At 40.4% G+C, this 24,492-nt stretch carries 21 protein-coding genes and 1 pseudogene; 14 read left to right on the top strand and 8 right to left on the bottom strand.

What is annotated here, in order from left to right; translation table 11 throughout:
* Positions 1-43: 43 nt before the first annotated feature.
* A pseudogene (locus G6W43_RS10805) lies at positions 44-432 on the top strand (molybdopterin dinucleotide binding domain-containing protein); the annotation flags it as partial.
* 42 nt (positions 433-474) lie between these two features.
* Here G6W43_RS10805 and aroC read toward each other — a convergent pair.
* The 4 genes from aroC to G6W43_RS05665 are packed head-to-tail and all read right to left on the bottom strand — an operon-like array spanning position 475 to position 3,656.
* The gene (gene aroC / locus G6W43_RS05680) at positions 475-1,542 is read right to left on the bottom strand and encodes a chorismate synthase (RefSeq protein ID WP_194169338.1); all 1,068 of its coding nucleotides are present in this window, start codon (positions 1,540-1,542) and stop codon (positions 475-477) included.
* Positions 1,543-1,550: 8 nt separating this feature from the next.
* Positions 1,551-2,222, bottom strand: a complete 672-nt coding sequence (gene rnc / locus G6W43_RS05675; protein ID WP_021084206.1) for a ribonuclease III — start codon at positions 2,220-2,222, stop codon at positions 1,551-1,553.
* Complete coding sequence (gene rnhA / locus G6W43_RS05670; protein WP_194169337.1) at positions 2,219-2,653, bottom strand: ribonuclease HI; 435 nt, start codon at positions 2,651-2,653, stop codon at positions 2,219-2,221. The genes rnc and rnhA overlap by 4 nt, the downstream gene beginning before the upstream one ends.
* Positions 2,631-3,656, bottom strand: coding sequence for a tetratricopeptide repeat protein (locus G6W43_RS05665; RefSeq protein ID WP_194169336.1), 1,026 nt, complete (start codon positions 3,654-3,656; stop codon positions 2,631-2,633). The genes rnhA and G6W43_RS05665 overlap by 23 nt, the downstream gene beginning before the upstream one ends.
* A gap of 61 nt (positions 3,657-3,717) precedes the next feature.
* Here G6W43_RS05665 and dnaG point away from each other — a divergent pair, with 61 nt between their 5' ends.
* The 8 genes from dnaG to G6W43_RS05625 all read left to right on the top strand — a co-directional run bounded on the left by dnaG (position 3,718) and on the right by G6W43_RS05625 (position 12,844).
* Positions 3,718-5,430 carry a DNA primase gene (gene dnaG, locus G6W43_RS05660; protein ID WP_194169354.1) on the top strand — a complete coding sequence of 571 codons (1,713 nt, stop codon included), beginning with the start codon at positions 3,718-3,720 and terminating at the stop codon, positions 5,428-5,430.
* A 98-nt stretch (positions 5,431-5,528) separates the two neighbouring features.
* Positions 5,529-6,767: a M20 family metallo-hydrolase gene (locus G6W43_RS05655; RefSeq protein ID WP_194169335.1), complete on the top strand. Its 1,239-nt coding sequence runs from the start codon at positions 5,529-5,531 to the stop codon at positions 6,765-6,767.
* A 2-nt stretch (positions 6,768-6,769) separates the two neighbouring features.
* Complete coding sequence (locus G6W43_RS05650) at positions 6,770-8,089, top strand: amidohydrolase (RefSeq protein ID WP_194169334.1); 1,320 nt, start codon at positions 6,770-6,772, stop codon at positions 8,087-8,089.
* Positions 8,086-8,784 (top strand): dipeptidase PepE, encoded by a 699-nt coding sequence (gene pepE / locus G6W43_RS05645; protein ID WP_194169333.1) that lies wholly within the window; start codon positions 8,086-8,088, stop codon positions 8,782-8,784. Before G6W43_RS05650 ends, pepE begins: the two co-directional genes overlap by 4 nt.
* A gap of 14 nt (positions 8,785-8,798) precedes the next feature.
* Positions 8,799-10,109 carry a C4-dicarboxylate transporter DcuC gene (gene dcuC, locus G6W43_RS05640; RefSeq protein WP_194169332.1) on the top strand — a complete coding sequence of 437 codons (1,311 nt, stop codon included), beginning with the start codon at positions 8,799-8,801 and terminating at the stop codon, positions 10,107-10,109.
* Between the two features lie 9 nt (positions 10,110-10,118).
* Positions 10,119-11,342, top strand: a complete 1,224-nt coding sequence (pepT, locus tag G6W43_RS05635; protein WP_194169331.1) for a peptidase T — start codon at positions 10,119-10,121, stop codon at positions 11,340-11,342.
* Between the two features lie 59 nt (positions 11,343-11,401).
* Entirely contained in the window at positions 11,402-12,391 is a 990-nt protein-coding gene (locus G6W43_RS05630; RefSeq protein ID WP_103617907.1) for an argininosuccinate synthase domain-containing protein, read from the top strand.
* A 96-nt stretch (positions 12,392-12,487) separates the two neighbouring features.
* Positions 12,488-12,844, top strand: a complete 357-nt coding sequence (locus tag G6W43_RS05625; RefSeq protein WP_410369150.1) for an ABC transporter substrate-binding protein — start codon at positions 12,488-12,490, stop codon at positions 12,842-12,844.
* A 168-nt stretch (positions 12,845-13,012) separates the two neighbouring features.
* Here G6W43_RS05625 and G6W43_RS05620 read toward each other — a convergent pair whose 3' ends face one another.
* The 4 genes from G6W43_RS05620 to G6W43_RS05605 all read right to left on the bottom strand — a co-directional run bounded on the left by G6W43_RS05620 (position 13,013) and on the right by G6W43_RS05605 (position 19,134).
* Positions 13,013-15,175 carry a tetratricopeptide repeat protein gene (locus G6W43_RS05620; protein ID WP_103617908.1) on the bottom strand — a complete coding sequence of 721 codons (2,163 nt, stop codon included), beginning with the start codon at positions 15,173-15,175 and terminating at the stop codon, positions 13,013-13,015.
* Positions 15,176-15,406: 231 nt separating this feature from the next.
* Positions 15,407-15,934, bottom strand: coding sequence for a cytochrome c3 family protein (locus tag G6W43_RS05615; RefSeq protein ID WP_107785770.1), 528 nt, complete (start codon positions 15,932-15,934; stop codon positions 15,407-15,409).
* Positions 15,931-17,688, bottom strand: coding sequence for an FAD-dependent oxidoreductase (locus tag G6W43_RS05610; RefSeq protein ID WP_149712450.1), 1,758 nt, complete (start codon positions 17,686-17,688; stop codon positions 15,931-15,933). The genes G6W43_RS05615 and G6W43_RS05610 overlap by 4 nt, the downstream gene beginning before the upstream one ends.
* Before the next feature lie 21 nt (positions 17,689-17,709).
* Positions 17,710-19,134, bottom strand: a complete 1,425-nt coding sequence (locus G6W43_RS05605; protein ID WP_194169330.1) for a metalloid reductase RarA — start codon at positions 19,132-19,134, stop codon at positions 17,710-17,712.
* 307 nt (positions 19,135-19,441) lie between these two features.
* Between G6W43_RS05605 and G6W43_RS05600 the strand changes: the two genes are divergently transcribed.
* From G6W43_RS05600 to G6W43_RS05580, 5 genes are all read left to right on the top strand, one after another.
* Positions 19,442-20,113: a response regulator transcription factor gene (locus G6W43_RS05600; protein WP_219809271.1), complete on the top strand. Its 672-nt coding sequence runs from the start codon at positions 19,442-19,444 to the stop codon at positions 20,111-20,113.
* Complete coding sequence (locus G6W43_RS05595) at positions 20,106-21,380, top strand: ArsS family sensor histidine kinase (RefSeq protein WP_107785767.1); 1,275 nt, start codon at positions 20,106-20,108, stop codon at positions 21,378-21,380. Before G6W43_RS05600 ends, G6W43_RS05595 begins: the two co-directional genes overlap by 8 nt.
* Before the next feature lie 584 nt (positions 21,381-21,964).
* Complete coding sequence (locus G6W43_RS05590; protein ID WP_194169329.1) at positions 21,965-23,746, top strand: site-specific integrase; 1,782 nt, start codon at positions 21,965-21,967, stop codon at positions 23,744-23,746.
* Between the two features lie 82 nt (positions 23,747-23,828).
* A complete protein-coding gene (locus G6W43_RS05585; RefSeq protein ID WP_054195888.1) occupies positions 23,829-24,080 on the top strand; it encodes a type II toxin-antitoxin system Phd/YefM family antitoxin in 252 nt (83 codons plus the stop codon).
* On the top strand, positions 24,070-24,357 hold the full coding sequence (locus tag G6W43_RS05580) for a type II toxin-antitoxin system RelE family toxin (protein WP_103573149.1): 288 nt from the start codon (positions 24,070-24,072) through the stop codon (positions 24,355-24,357). The genes G6W43_RS05585 and G6W43_RS05580 overlap by 11 nt, the downstream gene beginning before the upstream one ends.
* The last annotated feature ends 135 nt before the right edge of the window (positions 24,358-24,492 follow it).

The raw sequence follows: 24,492 nt of genomic DNA, 5'->3' as shown, positions 1-24,492 counted from the left end.
AAGGCTAAATTTGAGTGTAAAGGCCATGCGCTAAAGATACCAAAATAACTCCGTGATCAGAAACTACGCTGAAGTATGCGCAAGAGAGCCGATGCTCATAAACGTAAATGACGCCAAAGCAAAGGGCGTCTCAACTGGCGACGTGGCGAGATTCTTTAACGACAGGGTCGAAATTTTAGTTGGCTCGCTGTCACTCATCATCCCAGAGCACGTCATCGCTATCTGCGAAGGTGCATGGCATGATCCTGAAGCGCTAAACAAAAGAGCCTTTGTAAGCATGGCTGCGTCAATGTCCTAACTCACGACAAAGGCACATCTGGCACCACTCAAAGCAACTGCGGACACAGAGTCTTAGCAAATTTAGAAATATATAAAGGCGAGATTAAGCTGGTCGCTGCGTTTTCTAAACCAAAAATTTTGCAATCTTTGTAGAATTTATAGAAATTTAGCCATCGCTTTGTGGTCAAATCAAATTTAGCCGTAAATTTTCTTTAAATTTTCAAGCTTTGTGCTTGCATTTAGCAGTAGCATATCAGCAAGAACTAGCCTTATCATCGCGGTTGCTACGACGCTGCCACGTATGCCTATGCAAGGATCATGCCTGCCTCTTAGCTCAAAATCAACCGCATCGCCAGCTAAATTTAGTGTCTTTTGCTCTTTAAATATCGAAGGCGTTGGCTTAAAATGGCTCTTTAGCACTATTTCAGCACCACTGCTTATGCCTCCAAGTATGCCACCAGCGTTGTTGCTCAAAAAGCCAAGCTCGTCCATTTCGTCGTTGTTTGCTGAGCCAAGCATAGAGCTTACATTTACGCCAGCGCCGATCTCTACGGCTTTTACGCCGTTTATGCCCATTAAGGCCGCCGCCAAAGCGCTATCAAGCCTATCGTAAAGTGGCTCACCAAGACCAGCTGGCACGCCTCTAGCCACGCTTAAAACCACAGCTCCAACGCTATCGTGCTCGCTTCTAGCTTTATTTACCGCCTCTTTCATCGCCTCTTCGTTGCCAAGGGCGTAAATTTGCGAATTTTTGGCAAAATCAAAATCAACCTTGTCGCTAATAGCTTTGCCAATGCCAAGCACGCCGCTTAAAACTTCTATCTTAAATTCATTCAAAAGCAGCTGCGCAAATGCCCCGCCAGCAACCCTTACAGCTGTCTCTCTGGCACTCGCGCGCCCGCCGCCTCTGTGATCTCTGATGCCATATTTTTTAAAATATGTTAGATCAGCATGCCCTGGGCGGAAAATTTCACGTAAATTTTCATAGTCATTTGACTTTTGGTTGCTATTAAAAATAGCAAAACCTATCGGTGCGCCGGTGCTCATGCCATCAAAGACGCCGCTAAAAATTTCTATCTTATCGGCCTCATCTCTTGCCGTTGTAAGGCTACTTTGTCCAGGGCGACGTTTGTCAAGCTCGCTTTGGATGTAGTCTACGTCGATCTTTAGCCCGGCTGGCAAGCCATCTATCACGCCACCTATCGCCACCCCATGGCTCTCGCCAAAGCTAGTTAAGGTTAGTTTTTTGCCAAATGTATTCAAAATTTATCCTATTTTTTGATTTTTTCTAGCGCTATCTTTGCTGCGAGCTGTTGGGCTTGCTTTTTCGAGCTTCCAACGGCACGTGAAATTTCTTTGCCATTTAGTAGCAAGGCTATCTCAAATTCTTTCTTATGATCAGGGCCAAAAGAGCCTATGAGCTCGTATGTTGGTATGACGCCAAGGGTTGCTTGAGTGACCTCTTGAAGGGCGGTTTTGTAGTCCTTTTCAAGGTGCGCAAAGTCGATCTGCGGATAGCAAAGCTCAAGCAGGCTAATAGAAATTTCTCGCACTTTATCAAGTCCGGCCTCAAGGTAGATAGCGCCCATCACTGCCTCAAATGCGTCGCTTAAAATGCTATCTTTCTCGCGGCCGCCGTTGTTTTCTTCAGCTTGGCTAAGCCTTAAAAACTCGCCCATTTTTAGCCGCCTAGACATATTTGCAAAGCTTTTTTCATTGACAAGCGCGGCTCTTAGCTTACTCATATCGCCCTCTGCGATCTTGCTAAATTTCTTAAAAAGATACTCAGCCACAAGTAGATCCATCACCGCATCGCCCAAAAACTCAAGCCTTTCGTTGTTTAACGCCTGTTTAGTGCTCTTGTGAGTTAGCGCCTCTTCTAAAAGCTCAGATTTTTTAAATTTATAGCCAAGATTACGTTCAAATTCTTCTAAATTTTTCATATCTTATTCTCATCTTTTATTTTTAATGCCTCGTCTCTTGCCATCTGGTCGCACTCCTCATTTTCAGGGTGTCCAGCGTGTCCCTTGACCCAGCTAGCCACGACTTTATGCGGTCTTGAGATTTCTAAATACTCCTGCCAAAGCTCGACATTTTTTACATTTTTGAAATTTCTCTTTTGCCAGTTTGCAAGCCACTCATTTATGCTATTTACCACGTATGAGCTATCGGTAAAAAGCCTTACCTCGCAGGGCTCTTTTAGTGCTTTTAGCCCCATTATCGCAGCTTTTAGCTCCATTTGGTTGTTTGTAGTATATGCCTCGCCGCCACTTGCTTTTTTCTGCGCTTCGTTAAATTTCAATATATAAGCCCAGCCGCCAGCTCCAGGGTTTCCAAGGCATGAGCCGTCACTAAAAAGTGTTACTATCTTCACTTGCTTTTTCTGTGATGTGGGATAAAATTTTGACACTTCCTAGCTCGTGACAGACTGGACAGCGGTAAAAGTGCATAGGAAATGAGTTTTTGCAGTTTTTGCAAACGTAGTTAAAGCTTAGCCCAGCCGCGTCAAATTTAGCATCTTTTAGCCTTTTTATGGCATTTAGCTCAAAGCCGTAAATTTCACATGGCTCATCTATATCGCCCTTTGCGTAAAAGAGGGATTTGTATTTTGGATCGTTTAAATTTATAGGCGTTTTTAAGTTGTAAAGCAGGTCTAGCACATCTTCAAATTTGGCAAAATCTTTTAAATTTTCTAAATTTTCATTGTCTCTTATGAAAAGTGCTAAGATCATGCGCTTTAAAAGCTCAAAATTTTGGCTAAGATGCGAGAGAATTTCCACCTTTTCGCTAAAGCTTAAATTTCTATCATCAAGCGTACTAATCGCCTTTATATAGGCCTTTTGATCTTTTACATTTGTCCCAAGCTCTTCAAGAGAATTTAGTGCATAAAGCGCTTCTTTATAGTTTTTAAGCTTCTCATCTATCATTGTTAAAAAGCGCAGTGCGAGGACGTTTCTAGGGCTTAGCTCAAGTGCTTTTTCAAAGATTTCGCTAGCCTTTTTTAAAAATCCAGCCTTAAAATAGACCTCTCCAAGCTCGTTTAGGATAAATTCTTTCTCGTTTTTATCTTTTACCTTTTCAAGCGCGATTAGATAGACGCCGATCGATTTTTCAAAGTCGCCATTTTTAGCAAAGGTCTGACCTAGCATGCTAAGGCTTGGTATATCTACTTCTGGGCTTTTTAGCATCTGCTTGTGCTCGTCGCTTATGCCATCTTTGCTGTCAAATTTCTTGATAAATTTCTCTATACGTTTTTTTTCATCTTTGCTAGAAAATATACCCCAAGCATAGCTTAAAGCGGCGATCATCAAGATGATACTAAATAGAATAATAAGGCTAAATATCGGATCTCTGTGTCCAATGAAAAAAATATCCACGCTAACACTTTGTAATAAAATTTTACTTTAATTATAACAAAGCAGTTGTATAATTTTGCTTATGATAGATCCAAAATCCATTGAAAAATTAAAAAACCAAATAGACATTGTTAATATCATCGAGCAGTATATCCCAGTTAAAAAGATGGGCTCAAGCTACAAGTGCGTCTGTCCGTTTCACGACGACAAAAACCCAAGCATGAGCATAAATCAAAATAAGCAGATGTATCACTGTTTTGCCTGCAAAGCTGGCGGAGATGCGGTTAAATTTGTGATGGATTATGAAAAGCTAACCTATCCAGAGGCGATAGAAAAGATCGCTCAAATTTCAAATTTCAGCCTTGAATACACAAATGACAAGGTGCCAACGCAAAAAGAAAATAAGCACATTTTAGAAAAGGTAAATGCCTTTTATAGAAGCGAGTTTTACAAAAACGAAGCGGCTGTTAGATATATCAAGTCGCGCGGCATAAATGACGCTATGATAGAGAAATTTGAGCTTGGCTGGGCTGGGGATAGTAAAAGTACTATTAGGCTTTTACAAAATGAAAATATCGATCCAAAAGAGGCGCTTGAGGTTGGCATCGTAAAGCAAAACGAGAAGGGAATTTACGCTAGTTTCATCGAGCGCATAACATTTCCCATCTACTCGCACACGACAAGGCTAGTTGGCTTTGGTGGCAGAACTATTTCAGATCACCCTGCAAAATATGTAAATTCTCCTCAAAGTGCGGTATTTGATAAGTCAAAGCTACTCTATGGCTACCACCTTGCTAGACAAAGCATATTTGAGAAAAATCAGATAATAATAACAGAGGGCTATCTAGATGTCATCATGCTTCACTACGCTGGCTTTACAAACGCTGTTGCAGTGCTTGGCACAGCACTTACTACAAGTCACTTGCCACTTTTAAAAAGGGGCGAGATAAGCGTGGTGCTTTGCTTTGATGGAGATGGCGCTGGCATAAATGCAGCCATAAAGTCGGCTCACCTGCTAAGTATAAATAAGATAGATACCAAAGTAGTCATCATAAGTAACGGCGCAGACCCCGCTGATATGGTCTTTGCAGGCAAGATAAAGGAGCTTAGTGAGCTCTTTGGCTCAGGCGAGGACGCGGTGAAATTTTATATAGAAAAGATCATGCAAAAGTATGACATCACGCGCTCAGTGCAAAGAGATAACTGCCTAAGCGAGATAAAAGCCTATATGGACGAGCTTGGAGAGGAGATAGCAAGCTCGTATGTGACAGAGGTAGCGGCAAGATTTAACCTTACTCCACAAAGCGTAGCAGATAGGTTTGGGCTAAAGCAGAAGCCAAAAAATGAAGCTAAATTTAAAAGAGAATTTAGAAAAAAAGATAAAGATGAATTTAGCAACTCTGTCATGGTAGATGAGGTGCCAGCTGTGATGAACAAAGACCCGCTTGAGTTTGCACTTTTTAAAACCATGCTAAATAACCCAAACTACAGAGATGAGATACTCTCAAAGCTTGGAGCTAGATACTTCATAAAGCATCCTGAGTATCTAAACGCCATCCTTTATAGATACGACGTGAGCGATGAGCAGATGGTTAGAGAAATTTTAATGGACGAAAATATCCATGAGATCACCGATGCAACCACTTTGCAAAAGGCTATTTTAAATATGCAAATCGCCTTTTACGAGAACGAACAGCAAATTTTAAAAGGCTCTGACAACCCAAATAAGATAGAAATTTTAGAAAAACTGCTATTTATCATCAAAGATCTCAAGACTCAGCTTTATAAAATTTAAAAACTCACACTTTTTCAGCTTCAAATCATAAAACAAAATGTAAAATATCTAGAAGTAATAAATTTTCTTAAGTTTATTTTTATATTTAAGGTTCTTTTATGATAAATTCTAAGAGATTTGAGGCAAATTTTAACGCTATAAGCGAGTTTGGAGCGCTAAAAGGTGGAGGGCTAACAAGGCTAGCCTTTAGCAAAGAGGACCTTGAAGCAAGAAAATTTCTTATAAATTTGATAGAAAAAAATGGCTTTAAACTTAAAATTGACAATGTCGGCAACATCTTCGCCATATATGACGAGGGTTGCGAGCCAAACGAGAAGCCAGTTTGCGTGGGCTCTCACATAGATAGCGTGCCAAATGGTGGCTTTTATGACGGCACACTTGGCGTCATGGCTGGTCTTGAGGCGCTAAGCTCTATAAAAGAGGCTGGCATCAAGCTAAAGCGCCCACTTTGGCTCATAAATTTTAGCTGTGAGGAGTCAAGCCGCTTTAAGACAGCCACTATCGGCAGCAAGATAATAAGCGGCAAACTAAGCCAGCAAAGGCTTCATGAGCTAAAAGATGAAGATGGCATCTCGCTTTTTGAGGCGATGAGCGCGGCTGGGTTTAAACCACAAAATTTAGACGAAGCCATCTTAAAAGAAAACTCCCTACACGCCTATCTTGAGCTTCACATCGAGCAAGGCCCAGTGCTTGAGCGAAGCAGCATAAGCGTTGGCGTGGTAAGCGGGATCGCAGCTCCAATTAGATTTGAGATCACTATACAGGGCAAGGCTGATCACAGCGGCGCAACTCCTATGAATATGCGCAGTGACGCCCTGCTTGCCGCTTCACACATCATAATCGCAGCCAATAAATTTGCCAAAAACAAAAAAACAGCTGTCGCAACCGTTGGCTACGCGCATGCAAAACCAGGCGTTTTAAACGTCGTGCCAGGCGAGGCAAGGCTTGGCGTTGATCTAAGAGATATCGATAAGGCTAGCTTAGAGGAGCTAAATTTAGAGCTTAGAAATTTTGTGGGTGAGCTAAGCCGTGAGCTTAAATTTAGCTACGAGATAAGAGAGCTAAGTAGCGACGAGCCAGTAAAACTAAGCGAACACGCCATAAATTTACTTGAAGATGAAGCCAAAAAGCTTGGCATAAAAACGCTTACATTGCCAAGTGGGGCTGGACATGATGCGATGAATTTAACAAAGCTTGCAAGCAGCGTTGGCATGCTCTTTATCCCTTGCGTGGATGGTATCAGCCACAACGTCAAAGAGGCGATAAATTTCAAAGACGCAGTAGCCGCAACTAAAATTTTAACAAACGCACTAATAAGACTTTCAAACGAGGAGTAGTCATGGATAAAATAGCAAAATTAGCACTATCTTTAAAAGAGGATATGATCAAAGATCGCAGATACTTTCACTCGCACCCAGAAACTGGCTGGTTTACCTTTTTTACGACTGCGGTTTTGGCAAAAAGGCTTAGCGAGCTAGGCTATGAGGTGAAGCTTGGCGAAGAGGTCGTAAAAAGCGATGCAAGGCTAGGCGTTGGCAGTAAAGAGCAGTGTCAAAAGGCGATCGAGCGGGCAAAAAGTCTTTTAAATCCTGACGAGGCAAAATACCTTGAATGCATGAAAGATGGTCTAACTGGCTTAACAGCCTTCATCGATACAAAAAGGCCTGGTAAATTTAGTGCATTTAGATTTGATATTGATAGCGTTGATGTGACAGAGAGCGCAGAGGCCGCTCATAGACCTTGCAAAGAGGGCTTTGGCTCAGATATCGCTGGTATCACGCACGCTTGTGGGCATGATGGACACATGGCGATGGGTCTAGCGCTTGCAAAGCTGATCGCTAAAAATTTAGATGATTTTAATGGCAAATTTAAATTTATATTTCAAACAGCAGAAGAGGGCACAAGAGGCGCTGTGGCGATGGAGGCTGCTGGGGTGCTTGATGGGGTTGAGTACCTACTTGGCGGACACATCGGCTTTCAAGCAGAAACAAATGGGGGCATAGTTTGTGGCACAAACAAACTGCTTGCAACTTCTAAATTTGACGTGCATATCACTGGCCGCTCAGCCCACGCAGCAGGAGCGCCAGAAGAGGGAGCAAACGCCCTTTTAGCCGCTGCTCAAATGGCTCTAAACATGCATGGCATCACAAGGCATGCAAAGGGCGTGACTAGGATAAATGTAGGCGTTTTAAGAGCTGGCGAGGGCAGAAACGTCATAGCACCAAACGGCTATTTAGCCTGCGAAACAAGGGGTGAGGATACAAATTTAAATGAATTTATGTATAAAAAATGCATGGATATCGTAAAAGGTGTGAGTGAAATTTATGATGTCGATAGCAAAGTCGTGATGACTGGGGGCACAAGCGGAGCAAATAGCGACAAAGAGGTGACTGAAATTTTCTATGAAGCGGCAAAGCAAAGCCCATTTATAGATGATGATAAGATCGTTAAAGAGCTTGACTTTGGCGCTTGCGAGGACTTCGCCCACTTTATGAGAGCTTTGCAAGATAGGGGCGCAAAGAGCGGATATATGATGATCGGTACAAATTTAAAAGCAGGCCATCACAACAGCAAATTTGACTTTGACGAGGAGTGCTTGGTCTCTGGGGTTGATATCTATCTAAGGGCTGCTTACAAACTAAATGGAGCTAAAAAATGAAAAATGCTTTACTAATCAGCGCTTCAAGCTACCAAGATACTGGCTACTTGAGACACTGCAAAAATTGGGTCAAGGACTTCTTGGGCGAGAGTGGTAAGGAGGAGATTTTATTTATCCCTTATGCTGGAGTTAGACGAAGTAATGACGAATACGAGCAAAAGGTGATCGACCGCCTAAAAAATAAAAATATAAAGTCGATCCACCACTACGAAGATAAAATTTCAGCTATCAAAAACGCTAACAGTATCGCGGTTGGCGGAGGCAATACCTTTATGCTGCTTTACACGCTTTATAAGCTAAATTTAATTGAGCCTATAAAAGAAGCTGTGGCAAATGGCACAAAATACTTTGGCTGGTCAGCTGGCGCAAACATCGCTGGCAAGACGATGATGACGACAAATGATATGCCTATCATCATGCCAAAGTCATTTGATAGCTTAAATATCTTCCCATATCAGATCAATCCGCACTTCATAAGTGGCAAACTAGCAGGTCATAACGGCGAGAGCAGGGAGGAGAGGCTAGAGGAGTTTTTAATAGCAAATCCAAAAGAGACTATCTATGCTTTGCCTGAGGGCACAGCTTTGCTTATAGAGGATAGCGAGGCTGAGGTCATAGGACACAGCGAAATTTTAAAATTTGAGTATCAAAAAGAGATAGAAAAAATAGAAGTTGGAACTAAATTTAAAATCTAAACAAGGAGAGAGGTATGGAATCATTCAAGCTAATTGCTGCCATTCTTGGCATCGTTGCAGTTGTAGCACTTCTAGTCTTAAAAAAAGAGACAAGAACGGTGCTAATAGGTGTTGGTTTGGTGCTTTGTATAATCGCACTAAAACCGATGGGGGCACTAAGTGCTTTTACTGACTACATGACTAAAGCAGGGCTTATAAAAGCTATTTGTGCTAGTATGGGTTTTGCTTTCGTTATGAAATATACAATGTGCGATAAGCACCTTGTTGCGCTTCTTACAAAGCCACTTAGAAACGTAGGATTTATCTTGATCCCTGTAACAACCGTGCTAACTTACTTTATAAATATCGCTATCCCTTCAGCTGCTGGCTGCTCGGCTGCTGTTGGTGCGACGCTTATACCACTTCTAATGGCTTCAGGCGTTCGCCCTGCGATGGCTGGTGCGGCTGTTTTTGCAGGCACATTTGGCTCAGTCCTAAGCCCAGGCTCTGCGCACAACATATATGTGGCTGACCTTGTTAAAAAGACAGTTGAGGGATATACAGTTCAAGACATCATAAAAGTGCAAATTCCTAGCGCATTTACAGCTCTAGCTATCGTAGTTGTCATGCTAACTATCGTTGCAATATTATTTAAAGACTATCAAAAAGGTACAAATTTCACTCTTGAAAGCGGTGCCGCAAGCGAAGAGAAGTCAGCGTTTAAAGTAAATTTGATCTACGCTCTTATGCCACTTGTCCCACTTGTCATCTTGGTTATCGGCGGAACAAGCCTAGCAAAAGACTACAGCTTTTTGGCATGGACAAAGATGGGCGTTGCTGAGGCGATGATACTTGGTGCTATCATAGCTATCTTTGCTACGCTTACAAACCCACAAAAGATCACAAAAGAGTTCTTTAACGGCATGGGTCACGCTTACGCTGATGTTATCGGTATCATCATCGCAGCTGGCGTCTTTGTCGCAGGTCTAAAGGCGTGCGGAGCTGTTGATGTGGTCATAGCGTGGCTAAAAACCGATCAAAGCTACGTTAAATTTGGCGGAACATTTGTGCCATTTATCATGGGTATAGTTACAGGCTCAGGCGACGCTGCTACATTTGCATTTAACGAAGCTGTCACAACAAATGCTGCTGCTCTTGGCTTTGAGCAAGATAAGCTTGGTATGGCTGCGGCAATCGCAGGCTCACTTGGACGTTCAGCTTCTCCGATCGCTGGAGCTGCTATCGTTTGTGCAGGCATTGCTATGGTTAGCCCAGTCGAGCTTGCAAAAAGGACATTTTTAGGTATGTTTCTCTCTGTTGTGGCGATCGCATTTTTCGTCATCTAAGGATGAAAGATGGATATCGTAGAGAGATTTATAAACTATACGAAATTTAACACCACGACAAATAAAGAGAATGGATTAAAAGGCATCATGCCTTCTAATCCAACCGAGTATGAGCTAGCTCTTTTTATAAAAGATGAGCTTAGCTCGCTTGGCATAAAAGATATCATCTTGCAAGATAGTGCTATCTTGATAGCAAAGATCCCTGCAAACTGCGAAAACGCCCCAAGTATCGCCTTTTTTGCGCACTTAGATACAAGCAGCGAGCAAAAAAATGACACGAAAGCGAAGATAGTAAAATACACAGGCGGCGACATCTGCCTAAACGAAGAGCAGGGCATCTACCTTAAATTTAGCGATAACCCAGAGCTTAAGAAATACGTTGGTGACGACATAGTCGTGACTGACGGCACTAGCTTGCTTGGCGCTGATGATAAGGCGGCGATCGCTAGTATCGTAAATATGGCTAGCTTTTTCATGCAAAATCCTGAGATCAAGCACGGCAAGATCGTGATCTGCTTCGTGCCTGATGAGGAGCAGGGCTTGCTTGGTGCAAAGGCGCTTGATGTAAATCTACTGGGAGCTGATTTTGGCTACTGCTTAGACTGCTGCGAGATAGGCGAGCTAATATATGAAAACTGGAACGCAGCTGACTGCACGATGGTCTTTAAAGGCGTTTCGGCTCATCCGATGAACGCAAAGGGCAAGCTAGTAAATTCGCTACTTCTTGCGCATAAATTTATCTCGCTTTTGCCAGGCGGCGAAGTGCCAGAGTGCACCGAGGGCAAAGAGGGCTACTTCTGGGTGAAAGAGCTTAGCGGAAACAGCGCAAAAACGACGCTTAAGATTGACATTAGAGAATTTGACGAAGAGAAATTTCAAAAAAGGCTTGAGTTTTTAAGTGAGATGGCAAGCTCTTTTAACAAAATTTATGGCGATCGTTGCGAGATCACGCTAAAAACACGCTATGAAAATGTCTTTAAATTTTTAAAAGATGAAAATTCGCTCCCGATAAAACTAGCAAAAGATGCCTTTAGCGAGCTAAATATCACGCCAAACATAAAGCCGATGCGAGGCGGATATGACGGCGCTGCGATCTCTGCAAAGGGCGTGCCAACGCTAAATTTATTCACAGGCGGAAATAACTTTCACTCTATCTTCGAGTACTTGCCAGTTAGCAGCCTAAAAGCCGCAAGTGAAGTGATCAAAAAAATCATAATTAACGCTGCTAAATAAACTTCATAAAAGCCTAGATTTAGTAAATTTAGGCTTTAAATTTTACTTTCAGGACAAAAATGAAGGCTTTAGCTTTGTTTAGCGGAGGGCTTGACAGCATGCTCTCTATGAAAATAATAAGCGATCAGGGTATCGAAGTGGTCGCACTTTATATGGATACTGGATTTGGCGTGGATGAGGATAAGCACGAGGTTTTAAGGCGCCGTGCAGCCATGGCAGGGGCTAGCTTAAAAGTGGTTGATATGAGAAACGAGTATCTTCGCGACGTGCTTTTTAACCCAAAATACGGCTACGGCAAGCAGTTTAACCCTTGCATCGACTGCCACGGATATATGTTTAAAACCGCTCTTAATATGCTAAAAAGTGAAAATGCAAATTTTATAATCACAGGCGAAGTCGTAGGACAAAGGCCGATGAGCCAGCGTAGAGACGCACTTTTTCAGGTTAAGCGCCTAGCTGATGACGAGGACGATCTAGTGCTTCGTCCGATGTGCGCTAAGCTCTTGCCGCCAACCAAGCCAGAGCGCGAGGGCTGGGTCGATAGAGAGAAGCTACTTGATATAAGTGGGCGTGATAGAAAGCCGCAGCTTGCTTTGGCGAAAGAATTTGGCTTTGAGGACTTTGCAACGCCTGGAGGTGGCTGCTTGCTAACGATCGAGAGCTTTGCTGTAAAGATAAAAGACTACTTGAAATTTGATAAAGAGATGCGAGATATCGACGTTACGTGGCTAAAACTTGGTAGGCATCTGCGCTTGCCAGAGGGAGCTAAAATGATAATAGGGCGTGATGAGAGCGATAATAACGCACTTTTGGCTCATCCAAATGATAAATTTGAGCAGGTTAAATTTAAAGAGAGCGATGACATCGTGGGAGCTGTTAGCTTCATAAGTAAAAACGCAAGCATTGCCGACAAAGAGCTTGCTGCAAGGCTCGCACTAGCTTATACAAAAGCTAGCAAAGAAGATGAATTTGAAGTTAGCATCGCTAATGAGAAATTTATTATTAGGCCTGAAGATAAAAAGCTAGCACAAGAGTTTTTTGTGAAGTAAATTTATACACTTAAAACACTGTTTTCTTTTTAAAATTGGTATTAGTCTAAGCAAAACCAAAAAATCGCTGCGTCAGATAGACCAAAAGTGCTTCACATGGCTGATGGTAAGAATTTACTTAAGGTCGATGGCACAAATACGATCATAGATGAGTGGATAATGGTTGCAGGTGGGCAAAATGCGGTTTCAAAAGCTGGAAATATGCTTGAAATCAATGCCGAAGAGATCATAAATATAAACCCAGACGTGATCATCATAGGCAGAGCCAAAGCACCAGAAATTTTTAAAAAGCTATATGAAGATCAAGTCTATGCCGACACAAACGCTGTCAAAAACAAAAAAGTCTATGTAAATCCAGCTGGCGTCTTTAGCTGGGATAGATACGGCGCTGAGGGAGCTTTACAAATTTTATGGGCGGCAAAGACCCTGCATCCTGAGCTTTTAAAGATGTGAATATCGAAGCTGAGACAAAGAATTTTTATAAAGAGTTTTTACACTACGACCTAAGCGACAAAGAGGTTGGCTACATTTTAAATGGGCTAGATCCAGAGGGTAAATAGAAATTTATAGCGAGCAAGTTTTTTCTCGCTCGCTAAATTTAAAGCTAAATAAATAGATTTTTTAGAATTTATTTTTTGATATAAACTCTTTTGCTGAAGGCACATAGCGTAATTGCTTTGGCTTTATTGGATGTTTTTCGCTACTTATTATTTTTTTAAAAGGTAGTAGCTTTAACTCTCCATCTGGAGAAAGAACAATAGAGTCAAATTTGTATATTTTCTCTCCTACGGCCTTTGATATCACTATATCATGCAGCTTTTCTAATGCTGTTTTGGAATTTGTTTTATTAGCAATTATTTTATTTATCATATTGCTATTTTCGATGTTGATTTTTGCAAATTTTATCTCGCCACTTTTATCTATACTAAAAATATAGTAGTTTTTTCCATAGTAGCCAATATCTATAAAAAGTTCATTTGACTCGAGTTGATTTGTTAAATCACTTATTTTTATATCTTTCATATTGGTTGTAGCATTTTCGTCATCAGAAAGTATGCCCTTGTCGTTTATAAATATCTCATAAATTTCTTCTATTAGAGCTTTTTTATCATCTGAAATTTGCTGATATGAATATCCGCTATCTAAAACATTTGATAAAAATCTCTCGTTAGCTTTTTGAAAAATATGTTTTTGTTCATTGGTTAGAACTTTAAAATTTCTATCTCTATTGAGTTTAAATATCTGATAGGATTTTTTAAAGTAGTCATACGCTTTAGGATAATCGCCCATATAATCATAAACAAACCCTATATCGCTATAGCTGTTGGCAATATCAATATGATCTTTTTCTAGTATTTGTTTTCTTATATCTAAGGCTTTTGTATGATATTTTAATGCACTAACTTTGTCGTTCATTTCGTCGTAAATAGCTGCTATATTGTTATAAATGCTAGCTGTAAGAGGATGATTGTCCCCTAGCTTTTTCTCTTGTGCCTTTAGCGCTTTTGTATAAAATTTTAAAGCATTTTTATTATCGCCCATATGATTATAGATAAGCCCTAGATTGTTATAGCTAATGATATTTTCAGGATGGTTTTCCTCTAAGATATTTTCTCTTAGTTTTAAAGCTTTCATAGTGTTTTCTAAAGCCTTTTGGTGGTCGCCCATTTCTTCATAAATAAGCCCTATGTTGTTGTAGGCAGTGGCTATATCAGGATGATTTTTGCCTAAGACTTTTTCTTGTATATCTAAAGCTTTTGTATAAAATTCTAAAGCTTTTGTATTGTCGTTCATGTTATTATAAATAATGCCAAGATTATTATAACTGATGGCAGTATTTGGATGATCTTTACCTAAGACTTTTTCTTGTATATCTAAAGCTTTTGTGCAAAATTCTAGTGCCTTAGGATAGTTGCCTAAATAATTATAAACAAGACCTATATTGTTATAGCTATTGGCTACATCTGGATGATTCTTGCCTAAAATATGCTCTTGTATCTCTAAAGCTTTTTTATAAAATTCTAAAGCCATAGAATAATCAGCCATATTTCTATAAACAAAGCCTATATTATTGTAGCAAAGTGCAATATTTGGATGATTTTTATCTAAATTTTTTTCATAAATTTTCAAAGTCTTTTTAAAAAATTCTAGTGCTTTTTGATAGTCGCCCAGATAAATATAAGTAAGGCCTATGTTGTTATATGTTATGGCAGTTTCTGGATGATCTTCGCCTAACATTCTCTCTTGCACGCTTAATGCTTTATTGTAAAATTCTAATGCTTTAGAGTGCTCGCCCATCTTTGCATAAATAAGCCCTACGTTGCTGTAAGATGTGCCAATAGTAGGATCGTTCATCCCTGAGATTTTTTCTAATATATCTATGGATTTTTTATTAAATTCTAACGCCTTTGGGTAATTAGCCATGTAGTGATAAATGAGCCCCATATTATTATAGCTAGTGGCAACTTCCGCGTTTTCTTTCCCTAAAATTTTCTCCTGTATAGCCAAAGCTTTTGTTGCAAATTCTAAAGCCTTTTCGTACTCTCCCATGAAAGCGTAGGCAAGGCCCATGTTGTTATAAATGACAGCATTTTTTATATCATCTCTTCCTAAAATGTTTTCCTGAATTTCTAGCGCTTTTGTGTAAGCCTCAATGGCTTTTGAGTAGTTGCCGTTTTGATAGTATTCGTACGCGGCGATGCTGTAGTCATCAGCGTCATCCATAGTAGTAGCATATGCAGCCAAAACTACTAAGGAGATAGCAAATAAAATTTTTCTAAGCATAAATTCGTCCTTTAATAGTATTTAAAATCCGTTACCATCACAATGTATTAGTGTGAAGTTGTTAAATTTTGTTGTTATTTTATTTAAAAAATATAAAAAAGTTCTTATATGTTAAAAGGGCGAGAAATTAAATAAATTTAATAAAAATTTAGCTGGTTTGGTTAACCAAAATTTAGCACCAAAAACCAAATTTAAAAAGAAAGATCCGCCCCAGATGAGGCGGATATGAGGTTATTTTTTAGTAGGAGGATACATCTTCCAGCTGCTATCTACCTTCCAGTCTATTGGGTGGCAAGACATACAAGTATTTAGCTTTTGCGGATGATGCACGGCATGGCATGACTGACACTGAAGCATCTCATTGTCTTTATTGTGAGTGCCTTCATGTGGGTTAGATAGGCCGTAGTGTGCGGTCTTTTTCCTGATATCAGCTATCTTGTGACAGCTGGTGCACTGCTCGTTAGTAAAGCCTCTTTGTTTTGTTGGTGTCTCAAAGTCGCCAGTTGCATACATCCTGACCTCATTTAGCTGCTCACCTATAGTTGGAGTGTGGCAGTCGTGGCATGTTACATTTGCATCTTTATGCTTTTTAGCTAGCAAATTTCCTTTTGTATAAGAGTCGTATTCTGGTTGCATGTTGTGACACAAGATACAAAATTCAGCCTTGTGGCTAGCTGCTTCTATCTGATGAAAAGCTATAAAGCCCACGATAGCGGCTACTATTAGTCCTATTATCGTATATTTTTTTCTATTGCTCATGCTTGTACTCCTTTTGCGTTTGCCGCAGCCTGATAGCCTGCTAAGCGTCCGTAGCATAGGCATGTTCCGTGGCTAGTGCCGGCTAAAACTACTGGATAATCTCCCAAAAAGCGTCCGCCCATAACGTTACCGCAGGCGTAAAGTCCTGAAATTTCGTTATAGTCGGTATCTAGCACATTTGCAGTGCTTGGCTCTACGGTGAAGCCGCCCATGACGACCAGGCTCGCACCTACTCCCATTTTGCCAGCATAAAACGGCGCATGGCGGACTGGAAACATCCTCTTAGCGGTCTTGCCAAAGTCATCATCATGGCCTTTGTCGCATAGCTCGTTGTATCGTTTTATGGTCGCCAAAAACTGTGTTTGCGCCTTTTTGTTATCAGGGTAGAGCTTACTAGCAAGCTCTTCAATGGTGTTTGCTTTTATGACATCAGGCATCTCTTCAATATCTTTTACCGATATATATGATGTTTTGCCTATCGCCCACTGGCAGTCAGGTGGAAGCTTTGGATTATCTTCTACACAGTGGTTTACGCTGCCGTGTGATACGCCCATGAGGCCGACTTGCTCTGGAAATTTAGAGTCAAATACTTGCCAGCCAAAGCCTCCTGGTTGGCGAGAGAGCGGCTGAGTGACTTGCTGACCGCTTAGATCTTCATTTGTAAAGCGCTCTCCCTTTGCATTTGTTAGTAAAAACGCATCAACGCCAAGCGGTCCGCCAAGCGTGTGAGCGACTGGTGCGTGCGGTCCGTCTTCTAGCTTTGCACCTATCCATGAGCCAAGTTTGTGTCCGTCTCCCGTGTTGGTCGGATTGTTTTTGTAGTCTCTGTTTGGAAACGGACAGAAGAAATTTGCCACCCACGGCACAAATGTCTTTACCATCTCAGGGTCATTCATATAATCGCCCGTAGCAAGTATCACCGACTTAGCATTTATCTTGATATATGAGCCATCAGCCATATTTTGCGCGATCGCTCCTTGCATTTTGCCAGTCGTTTTGTCGCGAAGTAGCTTTTTTGCACGAGTTTTAAAGATATACTTTGCACCTTGTTTTATAGACTTTTCATAAACTAGCTCCATCATCGGCTCTTGGCTAGGTAAAAAGGACATAACAGTTGGATAGCTTGGGCTGTTTTCCTTACTTGGGTCGTATCCGGCCGGGAGTGGATAGTGCATAACCATCAAATTTATCTTACTTCTATCAAGCTGCGTATCGGTCTCTTTCATAAAATGCACCGCAGGAGCAAGCTCTATCATCCAGTCAAAGTCCTCGCCGCTGTGATCCGCCCAGTAGTTCCACACTCGCTGATCGGCGCGATAGCCCATCTGTTTTAAGTGTTCATTTATGGCCGCATTCTTGTCATATTTGATACCAAGCTCTCTTTGAAATTTATTGCCTAGAGTGCCGTACTGACCGCTTCTAACCTGAAAGCGACTGGCTTTTTCTAGGACGATAACCCTTGCGCCTTTTTCGCTAGCAGCGCGCGCAGCGTGAAGCCCTGAAACGCCAGCACCGATGATAAGCACGTCGGTTTCAAGCGTCTCTTTTATATCTTTGTCTGAAATTTCAGGCTCAACACCTAGCCATTTTGGCACATCAGGTGCTTTTGTGGTCTCCTTTTCTGGATGGATGAGGTGGTTATTTGGGTTATCACAGCCTGTTAGCAGCGCTGATCCTGCTGCAACTGAGCCAAGTGTGAGTGCGCCACTACGTTTTAAAAACGAGCGACGTGATAGTTCGTTATTTTCTACCATTTTATACTCCTTGCTTTAAGTTTATTTTAATATGTCAAAGTCGTAAGTGGCTCTTAGCCAAAGCTCTTCATCTCTTGTCTTGCCCTTAGAATCGCCGTTTGTATATTTTAGCTTTCTATCTAATGTTTCATAGATAGCTGATAGTTTTAGACCCTTAACCGCAGGGACTTTGTAAGTTACTTGCATGTCCCAGCCCTTTACGTTGATTCTAGTTCCTGGTGCTTGACCATGAAGGCCACCTGATCTGACGTTGCTACCATTGTGCTGTTTGCCATACCAGTAGTCAGCATCCACTCTAAGACCCTCGGCGCCTACATTGCTAAGGTCGTAGCCTGCGCTAAATTTATGTAAATTCATACCAGCAAAATTCATAAATAAAAACGGACCATAGATCGGAGTGGCCGTAAATGAGCCAACGTCGTTTCCTATGCCTTGAAGCGACATCTGGTTTTTACTAACGGTTGAGTATGCGTATCTAAAATCAGCGCCATAAGCGTTGTAAAGCCCTATCATGCCTGCATAGTAATCGCCGTTAAAGTCGAAATTCTCTTTTAAAGTGCCGTTTGTTCTTGAGCCTTTATACATAAAGTCTATGCCAACGATCGCGTTTTCAAAAAGCGTAGGCGTTTTGTAGCCAGCAGCTGCGAAGTAGAAATTTATATCGCCTTTTGAGTTGGCTGCGTCATCGTATTCAAGACCAGATACGTTTGCATAACCGGCCGTGAGCGAGACGCCAGGGATGCCGCTATATGTTACAAACGAGTTAAAGATATTGTCAAATTTATAGCCGTAAGGCCCAAAGCCACCGATAACAACTCTATCTTTAAACCTTGGCGCGCCGTGATCTCCACCAGTTACTGCGCTTGATCTACCTGCAAATTTCCAAAAGTCAGCTAGGCCGATAACGGTATTTATACTATCAAGCTTTATCCTAGCGCTCACGCCCTCAAATGCCTCTTTGTAGCCCACGTCCGTGTTTGTTGCCACGAGCGGCGGCACTAGGCCTGTGTATTTTGAGTTGTAGTACTGGCGGCCTAATTTAAAGTCGATGTAGTCATTCTCATATCCTAAGTAGGCCTCTGAAAGTGCTACACCTTCGCTATTCCAGTCATAGGCAAAATACTCTTTTGCAGCCTTTGACGGAGCAAAATTTACTAAGCCCTGAGCCGTAAGACCAAGCTTAAAGCCATAGTAAGAGCCAGTTAAGAACCTAAGCTCAGCACCTAAACCACCGATGTGCTCGCGAATTTTATTTGTTCTGCTAGCTGGCGGGAAGTACTCTGTCGAGTCCATATCGTAGTATGAAAATAAGGTCGCACCCATAGTGCTTGCCTGCAAAGCCTCTTCCAAGCTCTCACTCGCACTTGTACAGGTCGCCATAGCCATAAGTGCAGCCAAACTAAGAGCAAATTTACTCTTGCTTGTAGTTAAAAAAGATGTTTTCACTCTAAACTCCTTAAATTTCTTTTTTAGGCATTTAACAATGCCGCCTTTTTAAGCTTGGCTTATCGCATCATCACTTGCGATCATGCCACGCTATGTAAAATTTACCTTTCAGTTTTTGCCATTTGGTGATATGTCTAGAATAACCACGCCCTTTTAAAACACAAAGCCACTGTGTTTTATGGCATCCCCCTTGGATTTATTAGTGAAATCATAACACGCAGGCTCACGAAAAACGGTAAGGTTTTGGTAACATTAACTAAAAAAATATTTTTAGTTTCAAAATTTAAAATTTGATATAATCACCACTATGATAGAAGTTTTACTTATAGAAGACGACCTTGAACTAGCCGAGCTTTTAAAATATGCACTTGCAAAAAGCGAGATAAGCGTAGCCATAGTCACAAACCCGCTTGAGGGACTTAGAATTTTAAATGAGAAAAATACCTTTGATGCATTGGTACTTGACCTTGGCTTGCCTGATATGGACGGCCTTGAGGTGTGCAAGCAGGTAAGGCATAGCTACCCGTCGCTACCTATCATCATCTCATCGGCTCGCAGCGAAACGCTAGATAAGATAAAGGGCTTTGAGCTTGGGGCGGACGACTACATGGCAAAGCCCTATGAGCCAATAGAGCTTGCATTTAGGCTAAGGGCGATACTTCGCCGAGGGATACAAGCCGGCAATGACTCCAAAACCTTTTGCGTAGATAAACAAAGACGCACCATATTAAAAAATGGAGAAGTCATAGCGCTTACAAAGGCAGAATTTGACATCTTTATCTACCTTTATGAAAAAGAGGGGATAGTCGTATCAAGAGAGGATATTTTGTTAAATTTAGGTCAGGCTAAATTTCAAAGCGGGCTAAAAAGTATCGACGTAGCCATAGGGCGCTTGCGCCAAAAGATAGGAGACGACCCTAAAAATCCACACTTCATCCACCCCGTGCGCGGTATAGGGTATAAATTTATCAATGCGTAATATATCTATCATAAAACTCATATCTTTTTTCTTTTTTGCCGCGCTCATTACGGTAAATTTGGCATTTTTTATCGAATCAAAAAAGCAGATTAGAGACGCAGAGTATCATACTTATGAGCGCTTTATGCTGGGTATGCGTATACGAGGACAAGTAGAAGGCAACGCGGCTAAACAACTAGCGCAAATAGGTCTTAAAAGTAGCGAGCTTGATCCTATTAAGATCAGGCAAGGCGGAGAGAAAATTTATAGCGACTCGTATGCTGATATGATAAGGTATAACAAAAAGTTTTATTTTGTGCCTAGATTTTCTTCTATCGATCCAAAAATGTTTTCACGCATTATGGATGCGGCAGGGCTTAATATATCAAGCAAAGATGACATAGCAAAAAACGATGTGCCTTTAGAAAATTTAGAAGAAATTTCTTCAAATGGCATTTGGGTGCTTTGGCTCGTAGTAAATATAGTAATGGTCGCATTTTTTATAGTCGTTTTGAAAAAACTGCTAAGGCTTAGAAATTTAAAAAATATGATAAGAAGAGCAGGCGAGGAGGATAAATTTAGGCTGATAAAAGTAGAGGCAAACGACGAAATAGGCCAAATCGCTGGCGAATTTAACACGACTATGCAAAAGATAGACGCCATAAAACAGGCTAGAGCGCTCTTTTTGCGTAATATCTTGCATGAATTTCGCAACCCGATAATGAAAGGGCGGATCATGGCGGATATGATCGCTGAAATTTTACAAGACGATAAGGCGGGAGACAGGTTAAAACAAATTTTTATAAGGCTAGAGATGATACTAGGCGAGGTTGTCAAGGTCGAAAAACTAGTATCGAGCGAGTGGGAGCTTAAAAAGAACAAACACCGAGTCATAGACATCGTAGATCACTCGGTAGATATGCTTTTGCTAAAAGATACAAGCCGCATAGATGTGCTAGCAGATGGTGAGATAAGCGCTGTTGAGGTTGATTTTGAGCTTTATGCGACCGGAGTTAAAAATTTGATCGATAATGCCTTAAAATACTCAAGCGACAAAGTCATCGTAAGGATAGATAAAAATGCTCTGTGCATCAGCAGCGTGGGAGACGAGCTTGAGCAAGAAAGACTTGAGTTTGATAGGGCGTTTAATAGAAGAGTAGAAACTTCAAATTCTGGACTTGGACTTGGACTTTACATAGCAAATCAAATTTTTAAAAAGCACGGCCATGCCCTAAAATACAAACACGAAGATGGTATAAATATTTTTATGATATGTTTTGGGGAGTGATTTAAATAAGAGCTGCTTTATAAGTCTCCTTAATATATTTAGAATTTCGCTGAGTAGTCTTATATTTTGACAAAAATTTAAAGCAAATCTATTTTTTATGGTATTAAAAGGACGATGGCTTTATAATCATTGGAATTTTTAAGAGACTGTCCCACTTTAGTAACTAAGTGTTCCACTCTTAAAGGAAATTTTAAAGAAATGGAAAGAACAAAAGCATCACTGCTAGTGCCTAAAATAGGATATTTTGGTGTCAAAGGGGAGACTTGAACTCCCGACCTCCGGCTTATGAGGATTTTTTATATGAGCTCCTAAAAGCCTGAAATACGCACTTTAGACGATTTTTTGCTTAGTGATTACATAAAACTGTTCCATTTTTGACCGGTTGGCTATTAAATATGGGACAACACTTAAGGGAGCGAAACGGTATATATTACTACCGAGCCACACTTGCTCCAAGCATTAGAAAATTTTTTAACGAAAAGCGAGAAATTTGCTTCTCCACATCCACTAATCTCTTGGAAAAAGCCAGAAAAAGGGCTAAAATTCTAGATAACAATCTTTACCTGATAAAAAGGGCGGTTCACATGAATCTTAGTGATAGCATAATCCAATCTTTTGTAAATTCGTTTATGAAAGTAAAGCTTAGTAAGAGCATCAAAGAGCACTCTCTTCTTAATAAGAAGATGGATGTAGAATTTCTAAATGCGCTCAATGACTACTTTAAACAAAGTTTGATAGATGGCGATCTACCTCAAATTTTAATTAAGGATATAAGCAATATCGCTAACACTGCTGGCGCTCTTGGTAGCAAGGATAAAGAAAACATAGGACAAACTCTTTTAGAGAAGAACATACTAACACTTAACTATCTTGTATCAAAGCTTGAGAAGAGCAGCGTGCTTTTTGATGACAAGCGTGAACACTGTTTTCTCGAAGATGATTCTAGTGATAACTTAGCCAAACATGCCAAACCTAGTTCGTTTGACGTTAAGGACATAGCTTCATTTCAAGAAAATATAAAAGAGCTTGAAGATGGCGGCTGTTTGCCTATTACAGATGGGCAGCTTAAGGCTATGGCTCAGAGGATTAGCGAGACGGTTTATGCCATACTAGATCAAAAGTATGGCTCAACTTCAAATTTAAAGCTAGTAAGAACAAAGAATAGCCATAGAAGCATGGAAGATATCATATTGGATCCAAATCCACCAAAAAATATCAAGATAAAATTAGATGACGATAGTAGCTTTAGTATTTTTAATCCTAGCGCCCAAGTAACACAAGAGTATGAGATCAGACAAGCATTGCAAGCGACATCTAGCTCTAGCAATAAATTCTCAGCTTTAAATTTAGAAGATCAAAAGAGCTTAAAGGATGCATTCGAGATATTTGAGACAAACACTAAAAGAGCTGACAAGTGGTCGCCAGATACGCAAAGATTAGTTACTGGCGTAAAAAAGCTCTTATTTTTATACTTTAACGAAGATACGCCAGTTTATAGGATCACGAGAGATAACTTGCTTGAATTTAGAGATCTTCTTTATAAAATTCCAACTAAGCTAGCTCAAAAGAGTAGGTATAAAGATAAAAGTTTATCTCAGATACTTAAGCTAGGTGAAAAGGATGACAAACTCTCTGAACCCACTATCCAAAAATATATGATAAGGGTTATTCAGTTTTTTAACTACTGCTTTGATAGTGGCTATATAGGTAAAAGCATAACTGCAAAAATGAATGTGAAGATAGACATAGACCCTAGTGAAAGGGCAGTGCTTCCATACGAAGCATCAGAAGCTAGGAAGATCTTTGAGATAGTAACTAGTATCAAACAAAGTGGTAAATCTCCAAGCTCAAGGATAGAGGCTAATGAGCTCTACTATGTCACAATGATAGCTGCTTATAGTGGCATGAGGATAAAAGAGATCACACAGCTTCATAAGGAAGATATAGCCTTAAAAGATGGAATTTACTGCTTTAACATAAATACAAATGATGGTAAAACCACCAAGACCAAAAACAGCATTAGGTTTGTGCCTATCCATAGTAAGCTCATAGATCTAGGTCTGCTAGAATATGTTAATAGTAAGAAAAACGGAAATATATTTAAGGTAAGCAATAAGGACTTCTCTGAAATTTTTAGAAGCCAGATCCAAAGAAAGTTTATAGACAAAGACTCTAAAAAGACCTTCTACTCTTTTAGACACTACTTTATAGACTATCTAGTGCAACGCGAGGTAGAAGCAAATCTTATAGCCCAGATAGTAGGACATGAAAAGCAGTATAAAATTTTGCTAAACACCTATGCTAAACCTATTAATGCAAACACACTAAAGGCTAAAGTAGAGATGGTATCGTATGATAATGAATAGGAGTAAATTTCAAAGCATAAACTTTTAAGACTATCTTTATATCTTATTTAGTATTATTTTAGGTATTAAATAAAGGATAAAAATGCAAACCATACAAGCAAATTTCACAGCTAGCATAAGCGAGCTAAAAAAGTCTCCAGCTCAAATTTTAAAACAAGCTGGAGATAATGTCGTAGCCATACTAAACCACAATGTCCCTAGCGCCTATCTAGTACCTAGCTCTGTCTATGAAAAGATGAAAGAGATAATAGAAGAGTATCATCTAAGCAAAGCAGTAGATGCTGCTCTAGCAAGTGGTGAAAAGCCAGTAAAAGTAAGCTTAGATGAGCTATGAGCTAGAGTTCTTGCCAAGTGCTTTAAAAGAGTGGCAAAAGCTAGACAATAGCATAAAAGTGCAGTTTAAAAAGAAGCTAAGTGAGCGTCTAGAAAACCCAAAGGTTACCAAAGACAAGCTACGAGGCTATGAAGATGTCTATAAGATCAAGCTAAGAGATGTCGGCTACCGCTTGGCCTATCAAGTAAAAGATGATGAGATCGTAGTATTGGTGCTAGTTGTTGGCAAAAGAGAGAACAACGAAGTATACAAGATGCTAAAGGATAAATTTAACTAAGCATTAAGCTAGACTTTAGTCTTCTGTGATTTGCTAGTAACTAATTTTATGTTATTAGCTTGTCCTATCTAAGTGCTCTTTTATGATGAGCATAACCCCTTACATTTTTATTATTTTATTTTCTTGATTTCATAC

The organism is Campylobacter concisus, from assembly GCF_015229965.1.
GTDB classification, from domain to species: Bacteria; Campylobacterota; Campylobacteria; order Campylobacterales; family Campylobacteraceae; genus Campylobacter_A; species Campylobacter_A concisus_BD.
This window is presented reverse-complemented; position numbering and strand designations above follow the sequence as displayed.

Excerpts from the sequence above, each read along its gene's own strand:
- dnaG (WP_194169354.1), top strand. The coding sequence starts at position 3,718 with ATGATAGATCCAAAATCCATTGAAAAATTAAAAAACCAAATAGACATT.
- G6W43_RS05625 (WP_410369150.1), top strand. The coding sequence starts at position 12,488 with ATGGCTGATGGTAAGAATTTACTTAAGGTCGATGGCACAAATACGATC.
- G6W43_RS05590 (WP_194169329.1), top strand. The coding sequence starts at position 21,965 with ATGAATCTTAGTGATAGCATAATCCAATCTTTTGTAAATTCGTTTATG.
- G6W43_RS05610 (WP_149712450.1), bottom strand. The coding sequence starts at position 17,688 with ATGGTAGAAAATAACGAACTATCACGTCGCTCGTTTTTAAAACGTAGT.
- G6W43_RS05580 (WP_103573149.1), top strand. The coding sequence starts at position 24,070 with ATGAGCTATGAGCTAGAGTTCTTGCCAAGTGCTTTAAAAGAGTGGCAA.
- pepT (WP_194169331.1), top strand. The coding sequence starts at position 10,119 with ATGGATATCGTAGAGAGATTTATAAACTATACGAAATTTAACACCACG.
- G6W43_RS05615 (WP_107785770.1), bottom strand. The coding sequence starts at position 15,934 with ATGAGCAATAGAAAAAAATATACGATAATAGGACTAATAGTAGCCGCT.
- G6W43_RS05630 (WP_103617907.1), top strand. The coding sequence starts at position 11,402 with ATGAAGGCTTTAGCTTTGTTTAGCGGAGGGCTTGACAGCATGCTCTCT.
- G6W43_RS05620 (WP_103617908.1), bottom strand. The coding sequence starts at position 15,175 with ATGCTTAGAAAAATTTTATTTGCTATCTCCTTAGTAGTTTTGGCTGCA.
- G6W43_RS05595 (WP_107785767.1), top strand. The coding sequence starts at position 20,106 with ATGCGTAATATATCTATCATAAAACTCATATCTTTTTTCTTTTTTGCC.
- G6W43_RS05650 (WP_194169334.1), top strand. The coding sequence starts at position 6,770 with ATGGATAAAATAGCAAAATTAGCACTATCTTTAAAAGAGGATATGATC.
- pepE (WP_194169333.1), top strand. The coding sequence starts at position 8,086 with ATGAAAAATGCTTTACTAATCAGCGCTTCAAGCTACCAAGATACTGGC.
- dcuC (WP_194169332.1), top strand. The coding sequence starts at position 8,799 with ATGGAATCATTCAAGCTAATTGCTGCCATTCTTGGCATCGTTGCAGTT.
- G6W43_RS05585 (WP_054195888.1), top strand. The coding sequence starts at position 23,829 with ATGCAAACCATACAAGCAAATTTCACAGCTAGCATAAGCGAGCTAAAA.
- G6W43_RS05600 (WP_219809271.1), top strand. The coding sequence starts at position 19,442 with ATGATAGAAGTTTTACTTATAGAAGACGACCTTGAACTAGCCGAGCTT.
- rnc (WP_021084206.1), bottom strand. The coding sequence starts at position 2,222 with ATGAAAAATTTAGAAGAATTTGAACGTAATCTTGGCTATAAATTTAAA.
- G6W43_RS05655 (WP_194169335.1), top strand. The coding sequence starts at position 5,529 with ATGATAAATTCTAAGAGATTTGAGGCAAATTTTAACGCTATAAGCGAG.